The sequence below is a fragment of the Aminobacter sp. P4_D5 genome (assembly GCF_056401815.1).
In genome coordinates this window covers 1-23,555 of sequence record NZ_JBFUIP010000025.1, presented here as the reverse complement: position 1 = coordinate 23,555, position 23,555 = coordinate 1, and the positions used below count along the sequence as shown (strand labels likewise).

The following is a 23,555-nucleotide window of genomic DNA, read 5'->3' as shown; positions in this document are numbered from 1 at the left end:
GCGTCGTCAGCCCGCAGCCCGACGCTGCGGCTGGCGCAGGATCGCCGAGCCTCCTGCCGCCTGGACGGCAAGGCTGCCATAGGTGACGCCGGCGGCAAGGCAGGCTTCCTCGGACTGGCTGGAAAGCCAGGCATCGATGAAGCCAGCGTTGAAGGCGTCGCCCGCCCCCGTCGTGTCGACGACCGGAACCTCTTCGGCCCGCCGGTGCAGCAACTGGCCATTGGCCTTCAGCCATGCGCCTTCGCCGCCTGCTTTCAGGGCAACCACGGGGAAGGCCTTGGACAGGATCTCGATCGCTGCGATCGGATCGTTTTCGCGCGTGATCGCTGTCGCCTCTTCCATATTGGGCAGGAAGATGTCGACGCCGGCACAGCGTTCGAGCAGCTCGGCCTCGTAGATCAGCGTCTCGTCCCAGCTTGGGTCGAGCGACACGGTCAGCCCTTTCGCCTTGGCCCGGGTCACCAGATCGGGGATCTCGTGTAAGGTCGCGTATTCGGCGATGTGCAGATGCCCGGCATCGCTCCAGTCGAGCGCAGCCTCAAGTGTCGCCGGAAGCGCCGTACCGGCGCGCCGCGACAGGAACGCACGGTCGTTGCCGATCACCGAGGCGACGGTGACCTGCGGCCCCGCACCCGGCGAATGCTCGACAAAGCGAAGATCGACATTGCTTGCGCCAAGCTCGGCCTCGATCCCTGAAGACAGCGAGTCGGTGCCAAGGCGCGCCACCAGTGCTACCTTGCGGCCGGCATGGGCCATGTGGGCAGCCGCGATGAACGCACCGCCACCGGCAGCCATCTTCATGTCTTGCGCAAACACTTCACGTCCCGGCTCAGGCAGCGACGCCAGTCCAGTGAAAATGAGGTCGCAGTAAATCCGCCCGATGCTGAGCACCGCCGGATGCTTGGCATTTCCAGAAGTCATTGCCGGCCCAGGCTCTTCTCGGTCTTGGCGTCGAAGAGATAGAGGCTGCCCGGTGCCGCGCGGCAGGTCAGCTTGCTGCCCGTCGCCGGAATGAACTTGCTTGGTGCGGTGGCAATCACAGCATTGCCGTCGACATCGAGATGCACCAGCGTTTCAGGTCCAAGCGGTTCAACCGCCGTCACCGTACCAGTGAGTTCGAGGCCGCCTTCGGCTTTTTCGATTGCCGCCGTCAGTTGATGCGGGCGCACGCCGATCAGGATGTCGCCGCCGGCCGACGGTTCGACGCCCTTGCCGTTCTTGCGGCCCGGAACCAGGTTCATCGACGGGCTGCCGATGAAGCGGGCGGTAAAGACATCGACCGGATTTTCGTAGAGATCGGTCGGCGTGCCCACCTGAAGGATATGGCCGTCCTTCATGACAACGATGCGGTCGGCCATGGTCATCGCCTCGACCTGGTCGTGGGTGACATAGACGGTCGTTGTCTTGARCTTCTGGTGCAACCGCTTGATCTCGATGCGCATCTGGGCGCGCAGCTGCGCATCGAGGTTGGACAGCGGCTCGTCGAACAGGAAGGCCGAGGGGTTGCGCACCATGGCGCGGCCGATGGCGACGCGCTGGCGCTGGCCGCCGGACAGGGCCGCAGGGCGCCGGTCGAGATATTTTTCAAGGCCAAGGATACGGCCTGCCTCTTCGATCCGCTTGTCCTTCTCCGCCTTGGACAGTTTCGAGGTGTAGAGCCCGAAGCCGATGTTCTGGCGCACGGTCAAATGCGGATAGATGGCGTAGTTCTGGAACACCATGGCGATGTTGCGCTGCTTGGGATCGCGCTCGTTGACTACCTCGCCGCCGATCTTCAGCGTACCGCCTGAGATGTCTTCGAGGCCGGCGATCATGCGCAAAGTCGTCGACTTGCCGCAGCCCGAAGGCCCGACGAAGACGACGAATTCGCCGTCGGCGATTTCAAGGTCGATGCCCTGGACGACGTCTACCTTGCCGTAGCGCTTGACCAGCTTTTCAAGTTCGATCGTCGCCATCAGAGCGCCCCTGCCAGTGCCTTGAATTTCTCACCGAGTTCTTTTGCGGCTTTCGCCTCGTGCCCGGCATGTTCCTTAGCAACGGCCTCAAATGCCGCTGCCTTCTTCCTGTAGACGCCAATCGCCTCGGCCATCGGTGCCGGTGCCGGGCCGCCGAAGCGGTCACGCACGGCCACGAAATGCTCTGGCGAGACGATCTCTTCGAACTTGTCGCGGCCAAAGGTCGGTTCGCGTCCGGTCGAATGCCTGAAAGCATCGAGGAACGGGCCGTAGCCGTCCTTGGCAAGCCCGCCGCCCGCCGCAACCACTGACTTGGCAACGGTTGCCGCGATCTCATGCGCCTCGCGGAAGGACAGGCCTTCGATACGGACCAACGAGTCGGCAAGTTCGGTGATGGTGATGCAGGAACGGCGGATATTCTCGGCAACTCGCTCGGGATCGATGCGGATCGCATCGATGAAGGCTGCAAGCAGGTCGAGCACGCGCGAAGCCGCGGTGAACGCTTCGTAGCCCATCGACTGGGTCTCGCCCTCGCTATCGTTCATGTCGGTGAACGGCGTGTTGTGGATGACACCAAGCACCGTACGGGCCCGGCCCATCGTCTGGCTGGCGAGCAGGCGCATATGCTCGATCGGCACGGGATTGCGCTTTTGTGGCATGATCGACGATATCTGCACGAAGGCGTTCGGCACATAGACCTGGCCAACCTCGAAGCTCGTCCAGAACTGGAAGTCCTGGATCAGGCGGCCGAGGTGCAGGAACATCAGTTCGATCGCTGAATAGGTCGAGGTGATGTAGTCCGATGCCGCAATGCAGCTGTAGGAATTGCGCAAGGGCGCGGCAAAGCCGAGCAGATCGGCGACGCGCTGACGGTCGATCGGAAAGCCCGACGTGGTAATGGCGGCGGCACCCATCGGCGACAGGTCGACGATTTTTCGCGCCTCTTCGAAGCGCTCGATGTCGCGGACCAGCACCTCGATGGCTGCTGCCAGATAATGCCCGAAAGTCGAGGGCTGTGCTGGCTGGCCGTGCGTATAGGCAACGATCAGCGTCGCCTTTTCGCGATCGGCCGCATCGATCATCGCGCCCAGCAGATGTCGCGCCTTGACCATCAGCGCGTCGATGCGCTGCTTGAGGCCAAGCTTGAACAGCGTGTGGTCGATGTCGTTGCGCGAGCGTGCGGTGTGCAGGCGCCCGGCAACGTCGGCACCGAGGCGGGCCTTTAGTTCCTTTTCGATGAGGAAGAAGAAATCCTCCACTTCGCCGGTATAGACGAGCGTGGATGGATCGACCTCGCGGTCGATGGCTTCGAGCGCGCCGGCGATGGCCGAGGCCTGTTTGGCTTCGAGAATGCCGGTCTCGGTCAGCATCACCAGATGCGCCCGGTCGATGGCGCGGAAGCCGTCGACATGGTGGGTCTTGGCGCCGTCGAACAGCGGCTTCAGCACCGTTTCCTTGTAGACAGGATTGGGGAAGACGCTCTTGTCGGCGAGCTTGGGGTTCAGTTCAGGCATGTCTTATCCTTTGAGCCCTGCCAGCATGACGCCGCGGACGATGTAGCGCTGCAGGACGATGAAGACGATCAGGGTCGGCAGCGTGGCGATCGCTGCACCAGTCATGATCATTTCCCACTGGATGGACTGTTCCACCGCGAAGCTCGATAGCCCCACCGGCAGCGTATAGAGCTCGCGGCTGGTGGTCACGATGAGCGGCCAGAAGAACGCGGTCCAGTTGCCGAGGAAGGTGAAGATGGCGAGCGCGGACAGAGCGGGCGTCACCAGAGGCATTGCCACTTTCCAGAAGATCTGGAACTCGTTCAGGCCATCGACACGCGCTGCCTCCAGGAAGTCGTTGGGCACGCCTTCGAAGAACTGCTTCATCAAGAAAGTGCCGAAGGCCGTCATCATGCCTGGGAACATGATGCCCCAATAGCTGTCCAGCCAGCCGAGCTTGCTTGACATCAGGTACCACGGGATAACCAGCATCTCCGTCGGGATCATCAGCGTCGACAGGATCGCGAGGAAGATGAAATAGCGGCCGCGGAATTCGAACTTGGCCAGCGTGTAGCCGACAAGGCTGTCGAAGAAGACATTCGACAGCGTCACCATCACCGCAACGAACATCGAGTTGAAGAACCAGCGCATGAAGCGCCCGTCGGCCAGGATGGCGATGTAGTTGGCGAGCGTCGGTGCCGCCGGAATGAGCCGGAGGTCATAGACCTGGCCCGCCGTCTTGAACGACGTCGAGAACATGAAGGCCAGCGGCGTCACCATGATCAGGCCGCCGATGAACAGCAGCGTCCAGGTGAGAATGCGGCCGGGCCGAAGATTGGCGTGGGAAAGCGCCGGCGTTTGGGTGACGGCACTCATTTCTTTTCCCTCAGGATCCAGAGCTGCAACAGCGACACGAACAGCAAGATGGTGAACAGCACGACCGTTTGTGCCGCCGCATAACCCATCGCATAGGACGAAAACGCCGTCTGGTAGATCATCAGCACCAGAGGCTTGGTCGAACCGAGCGGGCCGCCCGGATCGTTGGTGGTCATGTTGTAGACCTGGTCGAAGATGCGCAGGAAGCCGATCGACGAGAACACGACGAGGAACACGGTGGTCGGCTTGAGCAGCGGCAGCGTGATCTTGCGCAGGATCGCCCATTCGCCGAGGCCGTCGATGCGCGCTGCCTCATAGAAAGTGTTGGGGATCGACCGCAGACCGGCCATGAAGATGATGATCTGGAAGCCGAGGCCAGCCCAGATCGCCGTGAACATGATCGACGGCAAGGCCTGGTCGACCGAGCGGATGAACGGCTGCTGCGGGATGCCGAGTGTGCCGAGCGCATTGTTGATCACACCGATCGGCGCGGGCTGGTAGAACCAGCGCCACACCCAGGCCATGGCTGCTGCGGTGGTCAAATAGGGCAGGAAATACAGGCCGCGGATCAACCCGTGCATGAAGCGCACGCGGTCGAGGTGATAGGCGATGACGAACGACAGCAATAGGCTGATCGGCGTGCCGACGAGCAGATAGGCAAAGGTGTTCTTGAACACCTTCCAGAATTGCGGGTCGGCGAAAAGCCTTTCGTAGTTAGCCAGGCCGATGAACTGCGGCGGCTTCAAAAGGTCCCAGTTTGTCAGGGAAAGCCAGAAGGCTTCGATTGTCGGGTAAAAGCGGATCACCGAATAGAACAGGATCGGCAGAGCGAGGAAACTCCACACCCACACCAGCCGCCTCGTCCGCATGGAACGGCGGTTCCAGAAGGTTCCGCTGGGGCGGCTCAGCGCCGCCCCCTGTTGATCCGCTGTCACAGACATCAAGCCKTCGCCTTACTTGGGTGCTGCTGCGTCGATGATCGCCTGCTCGGCCGCTGCGGCCTGTGCGAGCGAATCCTTCACCGACTGGCCTTCAAGCAGCACGCGGTTGGCCATGTCGATCGTGGTCTGGCGCTGGGCTGCCTCGTCAACGAACATGGTGGTGCGGGCGTAATCGAGACCCTTGAGGAACGGACCGTAGATCGGGTCCGCAAGGTTGGCCTCGGTCATCGCAGCCGTGCGRCGCGCCGGCAGTTCGCCGACCGTCTTCAGCCAGACGTCCATGGCCTCGGGCGAGGAGATGTAGGCCAGGAACTTCTTCGAGGCTTCGAGCTTCTCGCCGCTTGTCGTCGCCGAGATGCCGTTGGCGAAGTAGCTGGCATAGTTGGAACGAGTGCCGTCGGCATTGGCCGGCAGCTCGGTCACGCCCCATTCGAAGCCTTCGATCGACTTGAACGCGCCGAGACGGAAGGTGCCGTCGATGGTCATGCCCGCCATGCCGGCGCGGAACGCCGCCTGGCCTTCGTCCATGAAGCTCGACTGGCCGATCTTCTGTACCGTCTGCAGGTCGGTGTAGAACTTCAGCGCCTTTTCACCGGCTTCGGTGTTGTAGGCCACCTTGCGGTCGCCGTCGGTGTAGGGCTCGCCGCCGAACTGGCGAACCAGCACTTCACGCCACCACTGGTGATCCTGGCCGGCCATGTCGAGGGTCGAGCCGGCGACCACGAGGTTGCCGTTGCCGTCGCGCTTGGTGATCTTTTCGGCGGCCGCGACGAACTCTTCGAGCGTCTTGGGCGGGTTGGCCGGGTCAAGACCAGCTTCGGTGAACAGCTTCTTGTTGTAGAACAGCGCCAGCGAACGCACTGCGGTGGGCAGGCCGTAATAATCTTCGCCGCGCTTCATGGCGCTGACGATCGGGAAGAAATCGGCTTCGATCTTGTCGTGCGGGAACGCGTCGGTCGGCAGCGGCTGCAGCAGGCCACCGGCAACGAACTTGTCGAGCCAGCCATAGAACAGCTGCATCACGTCAGGACCCTGTCCGCCCATCTTGGCGGCGATGACGCGCGTCTGGTAGTCGGCGTAGGGGAAGGTCGTCTGCTTGACTGTGATATCTGGATTGGCCTTCTCGAAATTCTCGATCAGCTGGTCCATCGCCTTGACGCGCGAGTCGAAGACATACTGCCAATATTCAATCTCGACGGCCTGGGCCGCATTGATTGCCAGCGTGCTGAATCCTGCGATCAGTCCGGCAAACAGGGTTGCTCTACGCATGTAAACCTCCATCTGCGCCCGCCGGAAAATCCGGGCTACGGGCGGTGATTATCCCCATGGACCGTGCCTCGCATGCAATCGAAGCCCCGGCCATCTCATGAATCCGATGCCGCCAGACGCGAGCGGATCACGCTCGACAAAAAACGGGCACCAGCAAAGCTGCGGATCCTCCCCGCACACTGCCTATACGCTTTCCTGCCGCACGCCATTTGTCAATAAGATAATTTACTTGAATTAATCTGTTGCGGGGTTCGGGGCTTCCGCGTTATCAATTTTGCAACTGAGGTCAGGATGAGCGAAATGGCGTTTCAGCCGGGCAGCACGCATCAGGTCACTTTGGGTAACAATCCCGAGCGCAGCCGCGACCATAACCGTCGCGTGGTGCTCGACGTCGTTCGCCGCAATGGCGCTTTGGGGCGCATGCATATCGCCAGGCTCACGCATCTCACAGCGCAGGCCATCGCCAATATCGTTGATGAGCTGGTCAGTGAAAACCTGTTGATGGAGACCGGGCGCCTGCGTTCGGGTCGCGGCCAGCCGCCAATCCAGTTCGCCGTCAACCCCGATGGCGCCATGACCATGGGCATCGAGATGGCCTCCGATCATATGGTGGCGACCGTGCTCGACCTGTCGGGGCAGCCGCGCTCCAGGCGAATCACGCCGGTCAACGATACCAGTCCGAGCCAGGTCATCGCCCATCTGCGAGCCGAACTCGACACCGTAAGGTCGACGTTCAAGTCACGGCTGCTCGGCATAGGCGTGGTCATGCCCGGCCCGTTCGAGATCGAAGGCATGACGTCGGTGGGTCCCACGACGCTGCCGGGATGGGCCAATATCGATGCAGCGAGCCTGCTCAGCGAGGCCTGCGGTGAGCCGGTCACGGTGGAAAACGACGCCAACGCCGCAGCCGTCGGAGAGCGCTTCTTCGGCGCTGGCCATGCGATCTCCAGCTTCTGCATGGTCTATTTTGGTGCCGGCCTCGGTCTTGGCATGATCCAGGACGGCACGCCGTTCCGTGGCGCCTTCGGTAATGCCGGCGAAATCGGCCATGTCGTCGTCGTCCCGCGCGGCAGGGCTTGCCCGTGTGGTCAAAGTGGCTGCCTCGAGCGCTACGCCTCGGTCCATGCGCTGCGTGAAAAGCTTTGCGACGCCGGCATGCCCGACTGCGATTTCGCCGACTTCGCGGAGCTCCATGCCAAGCGCCATCCGGTGCTTTTGGAGTGGATGGACGAGACCGCGACCTATCTCGCGCCCATGATCGCGATGATCGAAAACATCCTCGATCCCGAAACGGTGATCCTCGGCGGCATGCTGCCCGACGCGATCATCGACGAGCTGATCGAGAGGATGGGACCATTGCCGATCTCGGTCGCCAGCCGCAGGACCCGCGCCCTGCCCCGCGTCATGCGCGGCCAGACGGGGCAGTACACGGCGGCACTCGGTGCCGCTGCGCTGCCGCTGTTCGAGGTGGTCACGCCCAAGCTCGAAACAGCCGCCACCGCGCATACCGAATAGCAGACTGAAATACCGGAGGATCTAGATGCTGAGCGCTCGCGAACGTATTGAAAGACAAAAGGCTAACCCTTCGCTGGTCAGGCTTCACCGGTCACTCAGCCGTTTGAATTCCACCGTCACCATGATGAATACCGGCGCGCATCCCGACGACGAGCAGAGCGGCATGCTCGCCTGGTTCCGCCTCGGTCTCGGCATGCGCGTCATCGTCGCCTGCTCGACGCGTGGCGAAGGCGGGCAGAACTCGCTCGGACCCGAGCGTTTGGGTGTGCTCGGCATGATGCGCACGCGCGAGATGGAGGAGGCCGCGCGCGAGCTCGATGCCGACGTCGTCTGGCTCGGCCATGGCCCTGACGACGAGGTGCATGATTTCGGCTTCTCCAAGGACGGCGACCAGACCTTTACCCGCTGGGGCGAGATGCGCACTGTCGAGCGACTGGTGCGCGCCTATCGCAGCGAACGGCCCGACATTGTCATCCCGACCTTCCTCGATGTCCCCGGCCAGCATGGCCATCACCGCGCCATGACCCGCGCCGCCGAAAAAGCGATCAAGCTTGCAGCGGACCCGGAAGCCTTCCCCGAGCATTTCAAGGAAGGCATGAGCCCCTGGCAGGTGGCGAAATATTACCTGCCAGCATGGTCCGGCGGCGGCGACACCTATGACGATGAAGTGCCGCCACCTGATGCCACCGTTGTTGTGGACGCACCCGGCCGTGAACCGGCGACTGGCGCGGAATATGACCGCATCGGCGAATGGTCGCGCTACTACCACGCCTCGCAGGGCATGGGTCATTGGCCTGACGTGCCGGAGACGCGCTGGCCTCTGCACCTGCTGCTCGCCGCGAACGGTACAAAGGTCGAGACATCGGTGCTCGACGCCCTGCCGGCAACGCTCGCGGCCTTGGCGGAGTCGAAAGACCTGTCTGGCGAAGCCGCGGTAGCCTTGGCCGCTGCCGCTGAGGCTATCGACAAGGCGATTGCCTCGTTCCCCAACTGCGACGCGATCATCAGCCATCTCATCGAAGCGGCCCGCCAGCTCGCTACCGCGCGCGCCAATGCGTCGCCGGCTTTCCTCGCGCTTCACCGCCACCGCCTGGAGCGCAAGGCACGCGAAATCGACGCCGGCTTGATCGAAGCAGCCGGCATCTTCGACCGCGCGTCATTGTCGCCGTCGACATTGTCGCCGGGCGAAACAGCTGAACTCACCATCGATCTCGCCCCTGGCAGCGACAGCCGCTCGGTAGAGGTCGAGGCGATCCTGCCTGAGGCGATCACGGCAAAAGCAGAAACCAGCACAGGACGGCGACGCAGCCTGGAAATTTCGGCCTCGGCGAATGCCGCCTACACAAAGCTTTATCCGCCGTCATGGTCGGCGCTTGGCGGCAATGGCGATGCCCATGTCGTCATCTCGGCCAAGTTCGGCGCTCACACCGCCCGCGCCACCTATGACTTCGAAGAAGCTTTTGCCGTGCTGCCGGCAAGCTCGGTTGTCATGGAGCCCGAAGCGATCATCGTGCCGCTCGACGGCACAAGACAGGAATGGCCGATTAAGCCTGCCGTTGCGGGCAAGGATGCGCCCGTCTCGCTCAACATGGATGGCGGCTGGTCGCTGACGCAGTCAGAAGGCAGCCAGCTCATCCGCGCGCCCGAAACGCGTGTCCCCGGACTTGCCACCATCACCCCGCTCGTCGGCGGCAGGGCGGCACTCAGGCTGACCCCGATCGCCTATCCCCATATCGGTCGCGTCACCCATCGCCAGCCGGAAGCCTTGCGCGTACTCACGCTCGACCTCAAGCTGCCGCAAGGCGCGCGCGTCGGTTATGTCGGCGCAGGTGCCGACCGCGTCGGCCTGTGGCTGTCGCGCATGGGTCACGATGTCACCGAACTCGACGCCAAGGCGCTTGCCGGCGACCTGTCGCAATACACCACCATCGTCGTCGGCATCTTTGCCTTCGGCATCCGCAAGGATCTGGCAGCAGCGACCGAAAAGCTGCACCGCTTCGTCGAAAATGGCGGCCACCTTGTCACCCTTTACCACCGCCCGACCGACGGTTGGGATCCACTAGCGACGCCGCCGAGGAAACTCGAGATTGGCTCGCCGTCTTTACGCTGGCGCGTAACGGATCCGAACGCCGAGGTCACGGTGCTGGCGCCGGACCACGTCCTGCTCAAGGGGCCGAATATTATCGGCCCGCAGGACTGGTCCGGCTGGAACAAGGAGCGCGGGCTCTATTTCGCCGCGCGCTGGGACGAGGCCTATCAGCCGCTACTCGCCATGCACGACGCCAATGAACAGCCGCTGATGGGTGCGCTTGTGTCGGCGGCGATCGGCAAGGGCCGCCATACGCACACAAGCCTCGTCCTGCACCACCAGATGGACAAGCTTGTACCTGGAGCATTCCGCCTGATGGCAAATCTTGTCCAGCCAGCCTGACAGCACGGTGACGCCCGAGGCGGGGGAGGAGCGTCACAAGGCCAACCGCGAGGGCGTGGTCTGGGTGCTCGCCGACATGCTGCTGGTCTCCGGCGGCATGACGGCGCTCGTGAAGGCGCAGGGGCTCATCTATCCGGCCTTCCAGCTCGTCTTCATCCGGGCGATGATCGGCCTGTTGTTCATCCTGCCTTTGATCTGGCGGCACCGCCATCACATCCGCCACACCAAACATCCGTGGCAGAACGTCTCCCGCATCAGCTGCAACGCGATTGCGCTGACCAGCCAGTTCATGGCCTACACGCTGCTGCCCTTGGCGGTGGTCAACGCGCTGAGTTTTTCCAGGCCGTTGATCACTATGGCCATGGCGGTCGCCTTTTTGGGCGAAACGGTGTCGCGGCTGCGCTGGGTCGGTGCCGCCTTCGCCTTTGCCGGCGTGCTCGTCATGCTGGCGCCCGGCGGGGTCGAATGGAACCTCGGCCTGCTCGCGGTGTTCGCCACAGTCGTCTTCGGCTCGCTCGCCATCATCCAGACACGCATGCTGCGCGATGAAAACACCACCGTGATGATGGTTTTCTACACCGTCGGCCTCGCCGTCATCACCGCTGTGCCGGCCATCTTCGTCTGGCAGCCGGTCAAGGTCTTCGACTGGGTTCCCTTGCTTGGCATCGGGCTTCTGGCGCAGGCTGGCCAATATTGCTTTTTGCGCGCCTATCGCCTCGCCGACGCCAGTGTGCTCGCCCCCATCGGCTATCTCTCCATCGTCGTGACGACGGCAGCCGGCTACATCTTTTTCGGCGAAGTGCCCGACCAACGCATCGTCATCGGAGCGGTCGTCGTCCTGATAGCACTCCAGACAACGGCCTATCTTGAACGCCGCGCCAACAAGAAGCGACAGTAGTCTCGGGTCAAGAGGTAAGCACGCGCATCCGCGTGGCGGTTCGCATGACACCTTCGACGATAAGGCTGCGCGGGATCGACGAATAACCCATCCGAAAGAATCGGCACGGGCCGTCATCGGCGGGGAAGAAGGGCGAGCCAGATTCGATCAAGACCCCGTCCTGGCGCAGTTCGTTCATCAGAACATCGGCGTCGAGCCCCTTAGGCCCCTCGATCCAGAACGACGTGCCGCCGAATGACGACGAGCCGGCAATGGTGAAACCTTCGCTGCGCAATGCATCGGCCATGACGATGTGGCGGCGGTGATATTCGGCGCGCATCCGGTGCAGCACCGCGTCATGGTGCCCAAGCGCTAGGAAATACGCGGCGGTCCGCTGCAGATGTCCCGGCGGATGACGCAGCATAAGCGCACGCAAGGCACGGGCTTCGCGGATCACGGGGGCCGGCGCGACCAGATAGCCAAGCCGCAGGCCTGGAAACAGCGACTTCGAGAAGCTGCCGATATAAAATACACGCCCGCTGCGGTCGAAGGATTTCAGTGCCGGTGACGGCGGCGCCAGAAAGCTCATCTCGAACTCGTAGTCGTCCTCGACGATGATGAAATCCTTCGACGCCGCAGCTTCGAGCAGAGCCGCGCGCCGGTCGAGCGGCATGGTCGCGCCCGTCGGCGAGTGATGGCTGGGCGTCACGAAAACCGCATCGACCTTTGCCGGCAAGTCGGCGGGCGGCAGGCCCTCCTCGTCAACGTCGACCGCGGTCACCTGGGCCCCGCTCAACCTGAGCGATGCGCTCATATCCGGGTGGCAGGGATTTTCGCAGATGGCGTGTGCGCCCTGGCGGAGCAGAAGCTGGATAACGATCCACAGCGCATTCTGCGCTCCAACGGTGACAAGGATCTCGTCCGGGCCAGCACGAATGCCGCGACTGGGCAGCGTCCGCGAGCAGATGTAATTGACCAGCTGCACATCGTCGGCGGCAGCGAAATCCCCCGCCATCAGTTCAAAATCCTCGCGCGCCAAGGCACGCCGGGCGCAGTCGCGCCAGGCAGTCAGGTCAAACAGCGAGGGGTCCATCTGTCCGTAGAGGAACGGATAGGGATAGCGCCGCCAGTCGAGCGGCTTGCGCATCTGCTTGGCAACGATGAAGCTCGTGCGCAGCTTGGCTGACCAGTCGATGACATCAGGTCCCGCCTCGGGCGTGCTTGCCTCCAGTCCGCTAATCGGGGGGTTGTCGGCGACACGATAGGCGCTGCGGCTCGCCGTCTCGACGTAACCCTGTGACGCCAGTTCCTGATAGGCCAGCGTCACCGTGATGCGCGAGATGTTGAGGTAATCGGCGAGCTTGCGCGTCGACGGCAGCTGCGCGCCTGGTGGCAGCCGGCCCGCAAGCACCGACGAAACAATCGTCTCGCGGATCTGCGTCTGCAGCCCGATCCGGCTCGCCCGGTCGAGAAAGAAGATCGATTCCGAAATGGTCGCGTGCGCCATGAACCTGCCTGTAAGCCCAGACTGGAATCATTCAACTTCCTATCTGGATATAAGGCAATCGGATGTGCTCAATTATCCCTTTGAGGCAGAACCAAGACCGGCATCAAAGCTGGCAAGATCCCGGGACAACCGGTGGCAGCAAAACAAAGAGGGAAACGATGATACACTTTAAGTCTCTGAAGCATTTGGCCGGCGCAGCAACCATCGCTGCCGGCCTGTTCACGTCCTGTCTTGCTTACGCTCAAACGTCGGTCGTCGTCGGCTACCAGCAGATCGTCGGTCCGTTCGTCACCGCCATTGCCGACGGCCGCTTCGACGCCGCCGCCAAGGAAGCGGGCTACACCATCGACTGGCGCCAATTCAGCTCGGGCGGCGACATCTCGACCGCGCTCGCCTCGGGCACCGTGCCGATCGGCGTGATCGGCTCCACCGGCACCACCGCCGCCGCGACCCGCGGCGTCGATCTCGAACTGTTCTGGATCCTCGACAATATCGGCAAGTCCGAAGCACTCGTGGTGCGCAACGGCTCTGGCATCGAAAAGCCCGAAGACCTCAAGGGCAAGAATGTCGGCGTGCCCTTCGTGTCGACCTCGCATTTCCATCTGCTCGTCGGCCTGGAGCAGGTGTGGAAGATCGATCCGCGCGAGGTCAACATCCTCAACATGAAGCCGCCGCAGATCATTGCAGCATGGCAGCGCGGCGACATCGATGCCGCCTATGTCTGGCCACCGGCGCTGTCTGAACTGCTCAAGAACGGCAAGGTGATCGCCGATTCCGAAGTCATCGGCGCGGCCAGCGTGCCGACCTTCGACGGCCTTGTGGCCGACAAGAAATGGGCGGCTGAGAACCCCAAGTTCATGGCGGCCTTTACCAAGGTTCTTGCCGATGCCTATGCCGACTACAACGCCAACAAGGCAGCCTGGACAGCGGACTCGCCGCAGGTCCAGGGCATCGTCAAGCTGATCGGCGGCGATGGCGCAGGTGCTGTCGAAGCGCTGAAGCTCTTGTCCTTCCCCAATGCCGCCGAACAGGCGTCCGACACCTGGCTCGGCGGGGGTGCAACACGCGCGCTGAACGAAAGCGCGAAGTTCCTTGTCGCCCAAAAACAGATCGACAAGGCACTCGACGACTACGCGCCCTTCGTCAACAGTGGCTATGCCAAGGAGGCGTCCAAATAAGCCTCGACAAAGCCGCTGGCCGCACCTGTCGGCCGGCGGCGACTTCCCACCTCGACTGCGCATTCGTTACGAAAGGTCGGCGAAATGGAAGCCTTAAACGTCAGCAATGTCAGCCTGACCTATCCAGGTCTCTATACCGATCAGGCGGTCGTTGCGCTCAAGGGCGTGAATCTTGAAATCAACAGCGGCGATTTCGTCGTGGCGCTCGGCGCGTCGGGCTGCGGCAAGACCACATTGCTCAACCTGATGGCTGGTTTCATGGCGCCGACCGCCGGCGACATCACATTGGGCGGGCGCCGCATCACGGGTCCCGGCGCCGACCGTGGCGTCGTCTTCCAAAAGCACGCGCTTTTGCCCTGGCTCAACGTCATCGACAACACCGAGTTCGGCCTCAAGCTGCGCGGCGTGGACAAGGCGACGCGGCGTGAGATTGCCACCAAAAACCTCGCACTGGTCGGGCTTCAGGATTTCCACCGCCACATGATCTACCACCTCTCCGGCGGCATGCAGCAGCGCGTCGGCGTTGCCCGCGCGCTGACCTGCGATCCAGCGATGCTGTTGATGGACGAACCGATGGCCGCCCTCGACGCGCTGACCCGCGAGACCATCCAGGAGCTGCTGCTCAAGGTCTGGCAGCTCACCAACAAGATGTTCTTCTTCATCACCCACAGCGTCGAGGAGGCGCTGTTCCTGGGCTCGCGGCTGATCGTCATGTCGCCGCGGCCGGGCCGCATCACCCACACCTACGAACTCGATTTCAACCGACGCTTCCTTGAAGAGGGCAATGCCCGTGCCATCAAGTCCAGCCGCGATTTCATCGACATGCGCGAACAGATCCTCAGCATCATCTATGGCGACGAGCTCCAATCCGGAAACCCGGAACTCGCCCATGCTTGAGCGCCTCTCCAAGGCCAAGCCCGCGCGACCAGGCAAGATCTATGGCGCGCCCGGCGACGGCATGAGCGGGCATATCAGCCTGATCACAGCCCTGGTGATCTTCGGCCTGTGGCTGCTGGTTACCGAGATGGGCTGGGTCAAGCCTTTGTTCCTGCCCTCGCCGCTCGCCGTATGGGCCAAATTCGTCACGGCTATGACGGAAGGCGTTTCCAATTCGACACTTACCCAGCACACGCTGGCGAGCCTTGGCCGCGTGCTCGGCGCCTTTGTGCTGGCGCTCGTGACGGCGGTACCCGTCGGCATCCTGATGGGCACCAACCGCGTCGTGCGCGGCCTGTTTGATCCGATCATCGAGTTCTACCGGCCGCTGCCACCGCTCGCCTATCTGCCACTTATCATCATCTGGCTCGGCATCGACGAGCTGCCGAAGGTGTTCCTGATCTACCTCGCCATCTTCGCGCCGATGGCGATCGCCGCCCGCGCCGGCGTCCGCTCCGTCTCGATCGAGCAGATTCACGCGGCTTATGCGATGGGCGCGAGCCGTGGCCAGGTCATCCGCCACGTCATTCTCAAGGCTGCCTTGCCGGAGATATTCACCGGCATGCGCATCGGCATCGGCGTCGGCTGGACCACGCTTGTGGCGGCCGAAATGGTCGCCGCCCATCGCGGCCTGGGCTTCATGGTGCTGAATGCCGCTGAATATCTCGCCAGCGACACGGTGATCATGGGCATCATCGTCATCGGCATATTCGCTTTCGCCTTTGACCTTTTGATCCGCTATCTCGAAAAGACGCTGATCCCCTGGAAGGGCAAGATCTGATGGCARCAATGATCCACATGGCGACTGCGCCACCCGGCTGAAGCCACCAAAACTCATCACACCAAGACCATTCGGCCGGCTTGTCCGGCCACGGCGAAGCTATGCCTGAAAGGCACAGCAGCCACGTCACGAGGACTGCGAAATGCCTGTTACCGCCAACGATCTTGCCCACCTGTTCGATGCCTTCAACCGGCACGACATCGATGGTGTCATGCGCTTCTTCGCCAAGGATTGCGTCTTCAATGGTGTCGCCGGCACAGAGGTCTACGGCACACGTTTCGAAGGCACGGAGCAGATCGCCGCGGCTTTCAGCGGCGTCTGGAAAGCCATGCCGGACGCGCATTGGGCCCATCACGGACATTTCGTCCATGGCGACCGCGCGGTCTCCGAATGGACCTTCTCCGGCACCAATTCGGACGGTAGCCGCATCGAGGCCGAAGGCTGCGATCTGTTCACGCTGAAGGACGGCGAGATCGTACGCAAGCAGGCATTCCGCAAGAACCGGCCGCTGATTGCGGCTCAGCCCAAGGGCTGAGAGGTTCGGGAGAACAGGCCCATGCAACATCAGCTCACAAGGCCCAGTGCTCAGCGAAAGCCCTTTGACCCGGCCTACGATCCGGTTCATGCGCCCAATCCCGGCGAAGGCAAGGACTATGCGCCGACCTACTGGATCGCCACCGCCGGCATGCCGCCCGAAGACGACGGCCCGGTCACGCAGGATATCGATGTCGATGTCGCCATTATCGGTTCGGGCTATACTGGCCTCTCCTGCGCCATCCATCTCGCCAAGGAGCATGGCATCAAGGCGACGGTGCTTGAGGCCAATGGCGTCGCCTGGGGTTGCAGCACGCGCAATGGCGGACAGGCGCAGATTTCAGCCGGGCGGCTCAAGCGTTCGCAATGGATCGAACGCTGGGGCATCGATGTCGCCAGGAGGCTGCATGCCGAGATCAGCGAGGCTTTTGACCTGTTTCGCGACCTGATCCGTTCACCGGAGATCGACTGCGACCCGCAGGATGGCGGCCATCTTTACATCGCCCATCGCGACAAGATGATGCCAGCGCTGGAGAAGGAATCGCGGCTGCTCAACGAGGTTTTTGGCTATCCGACCCGGATCGTGGGGCGCGACGAGATCCACCGGGATTTCGTCCGTGACGCCGAAGCCAAGGGCGGTGTGTATGAGCCCGACGGCATGGGCATCCATGCCGCCAAGCTCGCCTTCGGCTATCTCAAGCTGGCCCGCAAGCTTGGCGCCAGGGTACACACCTCCAGTCCGGTGCTGGACAGCGAGCTGAAGGGCGGCGTCCACCATCTGCGCACGCCGGGCGGCACAGTCCGGGCACGCGCGGTCTGCATCGCCACCGCCGGTTACACCTCGCCTGGCCTGCACGACCTGACCAGGCACCGGCTGATGCCGATCCTGTCCAATTCCGTCGTCACCCGCCCGCTTACCCCTGGCGAACACGAGGCGCTGAATTTCAAGACGCGCATCCCGCTCACCGATACGCGCACCTTGCGTCACTACTATCGCATGCTGCCCGATGGCCGCGTGCAGATCGGCAGCCGCAGCGCCATCACCGGCCGCGATGCGGTCAATGACAGGCATCTCGAGCGCCTGCTCGAAGGGCTCTATCGCAAGTTTCCGGTCCTGCGCGGCATCGAGGTCGACTATTCATGGTGGGGCTGGGTCGATGTCAGTCACGACATGATGCCGCGCATCTTCCGGCCCGACCCGAAACAGCAGCTGTTCTATGCCATGGGCTATGGCGGCAACGGCGTCATGTATTCGGCCCAGGCCGGCCGCCGCATGGCCCAGATGGTCGCGGGCAAGGGCGGCGAGCTCGACCTGCCGATCTTCACCTCACCGCTGCCGAGCCACGGGCTTCTGACGCCGTTCAGGCGCCTTGGCCAGTGGGGCATGTACCGCTGGTATTATCTCAAGGACGAAATCCTCTAGCCCTCCCAAGGCCGGACTCCGCCCCCGAAATCGAAAGGAACAAAACCATGAAAATGACCACCGAAGAAGCATTCGTGAAGGTTCTCCAGATGCATGGCATCGAGCATGCATTCGGCATCATCGGCTCGGCCATGATGCCCGTATCCGACCTTTTCCCCAAGGCCGGCATTAGCTTCTGGGACTGCGCGCACGAGACCAATGCCGGCATGATGTGCGACGGCTTCAGCCGCGTCACCGGCACCATGGCGATGGCGATCGGCCAGAACGGCCCCGGCGTCACCGGCTTCATCACCGCGATGAAAACCGCTTACTGGAACCATACGCCGATGCTGATGGTCACCCCCCAGGCGGCCAACAAGACTATCGGCCAGGGCGGTTTCCAGGAAGTCGACCAGATGGCGATGTTTGAGGAGATGGTTTGCTACCAGGAAGAGGTGCGCGACCCCTCGCGCATTCCCGAAGTGCTCAACCGCGTCATCGAAAAGGCCTGGCGCGGCTGTGCGCCAGCGCAGATCAACATCCCGCGCGACTACTGGACCCATGTCATCGACGTCGACCTGCCGAGCATCGTCAAGCTCGAACGGCCCTCGGGCGGAAAGCAGGCAATCGCGGAGGCGGCAAGGCTGCTCTCCGAAGCGAAATTCCCCGTTATCCTCAACGGTGCTGGCGTGGTCATCGGCGAAGCAATCCCAGAATCAATCGCGCTGGCCGAGCGTCTCGATGCGCCCGTCTGCTGCGGTTACCAGCACAATGACGCCTTCCCCGGCAGCCATCGCCTTGCCGCGGGCCCGCTGGGCTACAATGGTTCGAAGGCAGCGATGGAGCTGATCGCCAAGGCGGACGTGGTGCTGGCGCTCGGCACGCGCCTCAACCCGTTCTCGACCCTGCCCGGCTACGGCATCGACTACTGGCCGAAGAACGCCGCGATCATCCAGGTCGACATCAACGCCGACCGCATCGGCCTGACCAAGAAGGTCTCGGTCGGCATATGCGGCGACGCCAAGCAGGTGGCGCGCCAGATCCTCGATCAGCTGACGCCGGCTGCTGGCAACGTTGGCCGCGAGGAGCGCAAGGCTGCGATCCACCAGACCCGTTCGGCCTGGCTGCAGCAGCTGTCGTCGATGGACCACGAGGATGACGATGCGGGAACCGAGTGGAATGCCTCGGTGCGCCGTCGCGAGGCCGACCGCATGTCGCCGCGCCAGGCATGGCGGGCGATCCAGGCGGCTTTGCCCAAGGAAGCGATCATCTCCACCGACATCGGCAATAACTGCGCCATCGGCAACGCCTATCCGAGCTTCGAGCAAGGCCGCAAGTATCTTGCACCCGGCATGTTCGGCCCGTGCGGCTATGGCTTCCCGTCGATCGTCGGCGCCAAGATCGGCCGGCCCGACGTGCCGGTGGTTGGCTTTGCCGGCGACGGCGCTTTCGGCATCTCGATGAACGAGATGGGCGCGATCGGCCGCAAGGGATGGCCGGCGATCACCATGGTGATCTTCCGCAACTACCAGTGGGGTGCCGAAAAGCGCAACACGACGCTATGGTACGACAACAACTTCGTCGGCACTGAGCTCAACCCGAACCTCAGCTACGCCAAGGTGGCCGAGGGCTGCGGATTGAAAGGTGTGGTGGCCGACACGCCGGCTGCGCTGACGGCAGCATTGCAAAAGGCGGTCGAGGAACAGGCCAAGGGTGTGACCACTTTCGTCGAGGTCATTCTCAACCAGGAACTCGGCGAGCCCTTCCGCCGCGATGCGATGAAGAAGCCGGTGCCAGTTGCCGGCATCGACCGCGCCGACATGCGTCCGCAGTCACGCAGCTGACAAGCGGCTACATCGCGCCAATACCGGCTCGGAACATTTGCATCCGGGCCGCATCCACCTCTCCTGGACATATTGATGAAACCGCTCGACCGCATCATCGCAGCCGCAAGGCACGCGCCCAAACGCATTGTGYTGGCCGAGGGCGAGGATCCGCGCATCGTCGAGGMTGCCGTGCAGGCTCTACGAGAAGGCATCGCCGAGATCACCCTGATCGGCAGCCATCAGGTGATCACGCAAAGGCTGGCCGATGCCGGTGCCAGTCCTGAACGATTTCGTATCGAGGACCCGGCACGCTCGCCCCTGACCCCGCGTTTTGCGGCCGCCTATCATGAATTGCGCAAGGCCAAGGGCGTCAATAAGATCCAGGCACTGGAGGCTGTTCGTTCGCCCCTCATCTTCGCCGCCATGATGGTGCGCGAGGGTGAGGCGGACGGCACTGTCGGCGGGGCCGTCGCCACCACTGCCGACACGGTGCGGGCAGCCCTCCAGGTCATCGGCCGCGCGCCTGGTGTCGGGCTGGTCTCCAGCTTCTTCCTGATGATGTTGTGCGAGCCCTACCATGCCCGCAAAGGCGCCTTCGTCTTCGCCGATTGCGGCCTGGTCGTCGACCCCGATGCAACTGGCCTCGCCGACATCGCACGCATGTCGGCGCGCTCTTACGAGGCGTTGGCCGGCGCTGCMGCCAAGGTGGCGATGCTGTCGTTTTCGACCAATGGCAGTGCGGCGCACGAGCGGGTGTCGAAGGTCGTCGAGGCGACCCGGCTCGCCCATGCCGCCGACCCCGACCTTGTCATCGACGGCGAGCTGCAGTTCGACACTGCCTTTGTCGAGGCGGTCAGCGCGTCCAAGGCGCCGAACTCAACGCTGCATGGCGAAGCCAATGTTTTTGTCTTCCCCAATCTCGACGCCGCCAATATCGGCTACAAGATCGCCCAGCGCATCGGTGGCGCCACCGCCATCGGGCCGATCCTGCAAGGCCTTGCCAAGCCGGCAAATGACCTGTCGCGCGGCTGCAGCACCGAGGACGCGTTTCACATGATCGCCGTTACAGTGGTTCAGGCGGCCCAGGGCTAGGGCCGCCGATCAATCCATGTCGGGCCCGTCGGGCAGATCGCGCCGGCCTGCCATGATCTCGCGCTTGCCGACATGGTTGGGAGCGCCAACCAGGCCCTCCTTCTCCATGCGTTCGACCAGCGAGGCGGCACGGTTGTAGCCAATGCCGAGTCGGCGCTGGATGTAGGAGGTCGAGCACTTCTTGTCGCGCTGCACCACCTTCACCGCCTCGTCATAGATCGAGTCGCCATCTTCGGCCGCAACGGCCCCCTTGTCGAAGACGGGCCCCTGTTCGGGCTCTTCGTCCTCTTCGTCGGCAGTCACGGTTTCGAGATATTCGGGGCGCCCCTGCGCTTTCAGATGGGCCACGACATGCTCGACCTCAATGTCGGAGACAAAGGGGCCGTGAACGCGCGAAATGCGCCCGCCGCCCGCCATGTGCAGCATGTCGCCCTGGCCGAGAAGCTGTTCAGCGCCCTGTTCGCCAAGGATGGTGCGGCTGTCGATCTTGGACGTCACCTGGAAGGAGATGCGGGTCGGGAAGTTGGCCTTGATCGTGCCGGTGATGACATCGACCGATGGGCGCTGCGTCGCCATGATCAGATGGATGCCGGCGGCACGCGCCATCTGCGCCAGGCGCTGGATGGCGCCTTCGATTTCCTTGCCGGCGACCATCATCAGGTCGGCCATCTCGTCGACGATGACGACGATATAGGGCATCGGCGCGAGGTCGATCTCCTGCTCTTCAAACAGCGGCTCGCCGGTGCCTTTTTCGAAGCCGGTCTGAACCGTCATGACGACGGTCTCGCCCTTTTCGCGGGCGACGGCGGCGCGTTCGTTGTAGCCATCGATGCTGCGGACGCCGAGGCGCGCCATCTTGCGGTAGCGGTCCTCCATCTCGCGCACCGCCCATTTGAGCGCGGTCACCGCCTTCTTGGGGTCGGTGACGACGGGCGTCAAAAGATGCGGGATGCCGTCATAGATGGAGAGCTCGAGCATCTTGGGATCGACCATGATAAGACGGCACTCTTCAGGCTTCAGCCGGTAGAGCAGCGACAGGATCATGGTGTTGATSSCCACCGACTTGCCCGAGCCGGTGGTGCCGGCGACGAGCAGATGCGGCATCTTGGCAAGCTCGGCGATGACAGGCTCGCCGCCAATCGTCTTGCCGAGACATAGCGCCAGCTTGCAGCTGGTGTTTCGGAAGCCGTCCGACTCGATCAGCTCGCGGAAATAGACGGTCTCGCGCGTCTCGTTCGGCAGCTCGATGCCGATGACGTTGCGACCGGGCACGACAGCTACACGCGCTGAAATCGCCGACATGGAACGCGCGATGTCGTCGGCAAGGCCGATGACGCGCGAGGATTTGACACCCGGTGCCGGCTCGAATTCGTAGAGCGTGACGACAGGGCCGGGGCGGACATGGATGATTTCGCCGCGCACGCCGAAATCCTCGAGCACGCTTTCCAGCAGGTCGGCATTCTGCTCCAACCGCTCCTGCGACATGTAGAAGCCCTGGCCTTCCGGTGGCAGCTGCAGCAGCTCCTCGGAAGGAAGCTGATAGGCGTCGCCCGTGGTCGCCGGCACGATCCTGCCAATGGGTGGCAAAGCTGGCCGCGCGGCCGGTGCTGCGATCTCGACGCTTGGCTGCGCGGGCTCCGTGCTGGCGGCAATTGCTTCGGCAATCGCCGATGTTTCCGGCTTGGCCTCGTTCGAATTGGCCGGTGCCACGATCGGCATGGCGGTCTCAACGGCCGGGATGCATTCAATGACGCGAAACAGCGCGGTGATTTCCGTAGCCGAGACGTCTGGGCGCCTGGCGACAGCGGGAGCCGGTGCAACCGGCACTGGCACCGGTACTGGCGCCGGAGCGGGTGCTGGCCGCGAGGCGATATGTGCCGCGACCGGCGACGGCCCGTCCGAGGTGCTCGGCGCCATCAATTCGAAGAAGGCGTGATCGGAGAGGTAGGACCAGCGTGCTTTCTTGGGCTGCGGCACCGCCCCGCTGGTGGTGGAGGACCGTGGGTCTGTTGCCATTGCCGTCGGACGCGCCGCAGGCACGGTCGGCTGCGAAACGACACTGGCCTGCTGCGCCGGTAATTGTGCTGGCTTGGGCGCCGCCGCAGCGATTCTGCTGGCAATTTGTGCCTGCAAGGCTTCCACGACCTGCGGCCGGCGTATCACCGTTGCCGAGGGTTGAGCGTGGGGCGTCACCGCGACCTGAACTTCCGGCATCGACGGCTGCACGGCGGAAACCTCAGCCTGTGTTTCGCCCTGACCGGCATCGGCCTCGCCGTCCGCATGGCGCTTTGCGGCATCGTAATCGGGAGTGCGGGTGAAGCGCACATTGGGTGCCAGGAAGAAATAATCTTGCCAGCCGGGGCCGTCCGCCGCCGAGGGCAGCTGGCCTGCCGCCCTGTCGCCGCGCTTGTTGTCAGGGTGGCTCGCGCCGTCATCGTGCGAAGCCGTGTCCGGAAGATTGGTTCGAGAAAAACGCATGGACTGCATACTCAAGACTCGCCGATGAAACGTCTGCTGAGCAATAGGAAGCGAGTGGTTAACAGTTCCTTCCCGCCGGCCACTCTGACCGTGAAAGTGAACATCTGTCGCGGCCCGGCGCAGTGCCCTCCGCCACTGGGCTATGCAGTCGTGGAAAGTCGCAAGGTATGAGGAGCTACAACTCCTCCAGCGCATCGCCAATTCGTTCGATGCCCCTGAGACGGGTTCGTCCGGCGGCACCTGAGCGTTCGATGGCGCGGGTTGCGAGAAGGTGGCAGATCGCCATCGCCGAGACGTGGTTGAACAGAGGCCCTGGCGCCAGCGTCTGGCAGCGAAAATGCCAGGTTGCACTTTGCCGGTGGGAAACGCCCTCGTCGGTGATGTAGAGCAGCTTCGCACCGCTTTTTTCGATGGCCGACAGTACCATCTCCATACGCGCGATCCGGCGGCGCAGTCCGAAGACC

18 protein-coding genes and 1 pseudogene are annotated in these 23,555 nt (G+C 63.1%); 10 read left to right on the top strand and 9 right to left on the bottom strand.

The genetic code is table 11. The features are described 5' to 3' along the window. Nucleotides 1–6 precede the first annotated feature (6 nt). The 6 genes from AC1DWF_RS08240 to AC1DWF_RS08215 are packed head-to-tail and all read right to left on the bottom strand — an operon-like array spanning nucleotide 7 to nucleotide 6,546. The gene (locus AC1DWF_RS08240) at nucleotides 7–921 is read right to left on the bottom strand and encodes a carbohydrate kinase family protein (protein ID WP_476788927.1); all 915 of its coding nucleotides are present in this window, start codon (nucleotides 919–921) and stop codon (nucleotides 7–9) included. Beyond that, nucleotides 918–1,955, bottom strand: coding sequence for an ABC transporter ATP-binding protein (locus AC1DWF_RS08235; RefSeq protein WP_476841590.1), 1,038 nt, complete (start codon nucleotides 1,953–1,955; stop codon nucleotides 918–920). Before AC1DWF_RS08235 ends, AC1DWF_RS08240 begins: the two co-directional genes overlap by 4 nt. Further along, the gene (gene argH / locus AC1DWF_RS08230) at nucleotides 1,955–3,469 is read right to left on the bottom strand and encodes an argininosuccinate lyase (RefSeq protein ID WP_476785850.1); all 1,515 of its coding nucleotides are present in this window, start codon (nucleotides 3,467–3,469) and stop codon (nucleotides 1,955–1,957) included. Before argH ends, AC1DWF_RS08235 begins: the two co-directional genes overlap by 1 nt. A gap of 3 nt (nucleotides 3,470–3,472) precedes the next feature. Next, on the bottom strand, nucleotides 3,473–4,324 hold the full coding sequence (locus AC1DWF_RS08225) for a carbohydrate ABC transporter permease (protein ID WP_109573826.1): 852 nt from the start codon (nucleotides 4,322–4,324) through the stop codon (nucleotides 3,473–3,475). Next, nucleotides 4,321–5,259, bottom strand: a complete 939-nt coding sequence (locus AC1DWF_RS08220) for a carbohydrate ABC transporter permease (protein ID WP_476785852.1) — start codon at nucleotides 5,257–5,259, stop codon at nucleotides 4,321–4,323. Before AC1DWF_RS08220 ends, AC1DWF_RS08225 begins: the two co-directional genes overlap by 4 nt. Before the next feature lie 18 nt (nucleotides 5,260–5,277). Then, nucleotides 5,278–6,546: an extracellular solute-binding protein gene (locus tag AC1DWF_RS08215; RefSeq protein WP_476788926.1), complete on the bottom strand. Its 1,269-nt coding sequence runs from the start codon at nucleotides 6,544–6,546 to the stop codon at nucleotides 5,278–5,280. A 288-nt stretch (nucleotides 6,547–6,834) separates the two neighbouring features. Here AC1DWF_RS08215 and AC1DWF_RS08210 point away from each other — a divergent pair, with 288 nt between their 5' ends. Genes AC1DWF_RS08210 through AC1DWF_RS08200 form a run of 3 tightly spaced genes read left to right on the top strand, consistent with a single transcriptional unit; the run spans nucleotide 6,835 to nucleotide 11,378 of the window. Beyond that, nucleotides 6,835–8,049 carry an ROK family protein gene (locus tag AC1DWF_RS08210; RefSeq protein ID WP_476786748.1) on the top strand — a complete coding sequence of 405 codons (1,215 nt, stop codon included), beginning with the start codon at nucleotides 6,835–6,837 and terminating at the stop codon, nucleotides 8,047–8,049. 25 nt (nucleotides 8,050–8,074) lie between these two features. Continuing rightward, nucleotides 8,075–10,480 (top strand): PIG-L family deacetylase, encoded by a 2,406-nt coding sequence (locus AC1DWF_RS08205; RefSeq protein WP_476804319.1) that lies wholly within the window; start codon nucleotides 8,075–8,077, stop codon nucleotides 10,478–10,480. Beyond that, the gene (locus tag AC1DWF_RS08200) at nucleotides 10,464–11,378 is read left to right on the top strand and encodes a DMT family transporter (protein ID WP_476786692.1); all 915 of its coding nucleotides are present in this window, start codon (nucleotides 10,464–10,466) and stop codon (nucleotides 11,376–11,378) included. The genes AC1DWF_RS08205 and AC1DWF_RS08200 overlap by 17 nt, the downstream gene beginning before the upstream one ends. A gap of 7 nt (nucleotides 11,379–11,385) precedes the next feature. On the opposite strand, the gene pdxR is transcribed toward AC1DWF_RS08200, so the two are convergent. After that, nucleotides 11,386–12,864: a MocR-like pyridoxine biosynthesis transcription factor PdxR gene (gene pdxR / locus AC1DWF_RS08195; RefSeq protein WP_476788924.1), complete on the bottom strand. Its 1,479-nt coding sequence runs from the start codon at nucleotides 12,862–12,864 to the stop codon at nucleotides 11,386–11,388. A 158-nt stretch (nucleotides 12,865–13,022) separates the two neighbouring features. Between pdxR and tauA the strand changes: the two genes are divergently transcribed. The 7 genes from tauA (at nucleotide 13,023) to pta (ending at nucleotide 20,613) form a co-directional block, all read left to right on the top strand. Next, nucleotides 13,023–14,042, top strand: coding sequence for a taurine ABC transporter substrate-binding protein (tauA, locus tag AC1DWF_RS08190; protein WP_476784016.1), 1,020 nt, complete (start codon nucleotides 13,023–13,025; stop codon nucleotides 14,040–14,042). A gap of 84 nt (nucleotides 14,043–14,126) precedes the next feature. Continuing rightward, nucleotides 14,127–14,939 carry a taurine ABC transporter ATP-binding protein gene (locus AC1DWF_RS08185; protein WP_476784015.1) on the top strand — a complete coding sequence of 271 codons (813 nt, stop codon included), beginning with the start codon at nucleotides 14,127–14,129 and terminating at the stop codon, nucleotides 14,937–14,939. Then, complete coding sequence (locus AC1DWF_RS08180) at nucleotides 14,932–15,759, top strand: ABC transporter permease subunit (protein WP_476784014.1); 828 nt, start codon at nucleotides 14,932–14,934, stop codon at nucleotides 15,757–15,759. Before AC1DWF_RS08185 ends, AC1DWF_RS08180 begins: the two co-directional genes overlap by 8 nt. A 142-nt stretch (nucleotides 15,760–15,901) precedes the next feature. Further along, nucleotides 15,902–16,294, top strand: a complete 393-nt coding sequence (locus tag AC1DWF_RS08175) for a nuclear transport factor 2 family protein (protein WP_476784013.1) — start codon at nucleotides 15,902–15,904, stop codon at nucleotides 16,292–16,294. Between the two features lie 21 nt (nucleotides 16,295–16,315). Next, on the top strand, nucleotides 16,316–17,716 hold the full coding sequence (locus AC1DWF_RS08170; protein ID WP_476784012.1) for an NAD(P)/FAD-dependent oxidoreductase: 1,401 nt from the start codon (nucleotides 16,316–16,318) through the stop codon (nucleotides 17,714–17,716). Nucleotides 17,717–17,763: 47 nt separating this feature from the next. Beyond that, nucleotides 17,764–19,539, top strand: a complete 1,776-nt coding sequence (xsc, locus tag AC1DWF_RS08165) for a sulfoacetaldehyde acetyltransferase (protein WP_476804318.1) — start codon at nucleotides 17,764–17,766, stop codon at nucleotides 19,537–19,539. A gap of 75 nt (nucleotides 19,540–19,614) precedes the next feature. Beyond that, entirely contained in the window at nucleotides 19,615–20,613 is a 999-nt protein-coding gene (gene pta / locus AC1DWF_RS08160) for a phosphate acetyltransferase (protein ID WP_476841589.1), read from the top strand. A gap of 9 nt (nucleotides 20,614–20,622) precedes the next feature. Here the strand turns inward: pta and AC1DWF_RS08155 are convergent, their stop codons facing one another. Together AC1DWF_RS08155 and AC1DWF_RS08150 are read right to left on the bottom strand one after the other, a co-directional pair. Beyond that, nucleotides 20,623–23,100 (bottom strand): DNA translocase FtsK, encoded by a 2,478-nt coding sequence (locus tag AC1DWF_RS08155; protein ID WP_476841588.1) that lies wholly within the window; start codon nucleotides 23,098–23,100, stop codon nucleotides 20,623–20,625. A 166-nt stretch (nucleotides 23,101–23,266) separates the two neighbouring features. Continuing rightward, nucleotides 23,267–23,555 (bottom strand): annotated as a pseudogene (locus AC1DWF_RS08150) (MurR/RpiR family transcriptional regulator); the annotation flags it as partial.

What these genes read in the sequence shown, in the direction of transcription:
- AC1DWF_RS08240 (WP_476788927.1), bottom strand. Translation starts at nt 921, where the DNA reads ATGACTTCTGGAAATGCCAAGCATCCGGCGGTGCTCAGCATCGGGCGG.
- argH (WP_476785850.1), bottom strand. Translation starts at nt 3,469, where the DNA reads ATGCCTGAACTGAACCCCAAGCTCGCCGACAAGAGCGTCTTCCCCAAT.
- AC1DWF_RS08225 (WP_109573826.1), bottom strand. Translation starts at nt 4,324, where the DNA reads ATGAGTGCCGTCACCCAAACGCCGGCGCTTTCCCACGCCAATCTTCGG.
- AC1DWF_RS08210 (WP_476786748.1), top strand. Translation starts at nt 6,835, where the DNA reads ATGGCGTTTCAGCCGGGCAGCACGCATCAGGTCACTTTGGGTAACAAT.
- AC1DWF_RS08205 (WP_476804319.1), top strand. Translation starts at nt 8,075, where the DNA reads ATGCTGAGCGCTCGCGAACGTATTGAAAGACAAAAGGCTAACCCTTCG.
- pdxR (WP_476788924.1), bottom strand. Translation starts at nt 12,864, where the DNA reads ATGGCGCACGCGACCATTTCGGAATCGATCTTCTTTCTCGACCGGGCG.
- tauA (WP_476784016.1), top strand. Translation starts at nt 13,023, where the DNA reads ATGATACACTTTAAGTCTCTGAAGCATTTGGCCGGCGCAGCAACCATC.
- AC1DWF_RS08185 (WP_476784015.1), top strand. Translation starts at nt 14,127, where the DNA reads ATGGAAGCCTTAAACGTCAGCAATGTCAGCCTGACCTATCCAGGTCTC.
- AC1DWF_RS08180 (WP_476784014.1), top strand. Translation starts at nt 14,932, where the DNA reads ATGCTTGAGCGCCTCTCCAAGGCCAAGCCCGCGCGACCAGGCAAGATC.
- AC1DWF_RS08175 (WP_476784013.1), top strand. Translation starts at nt 15,902, where the DNA reads ATGCCTGTTACCGCCAACGATCTTGCCCACCTGTTCGATGCCTTCAAC.
- AC1DWF_RS08170 (WP_476784012.1), top strand. Translation starts at nt 16,316, where the DNA reads ATGCAACATCAGCTCACAAGGCCCAGTGCTCAGCGAAAGCCCTTTGAC.
- xsc (WP_476804318.1), top strand. Translation starts at nt 17,764, where the DNA reads ATGAAAATGACCACCGAAGAAGCATTCGTGAAGGTTCTCCAGATGCAT.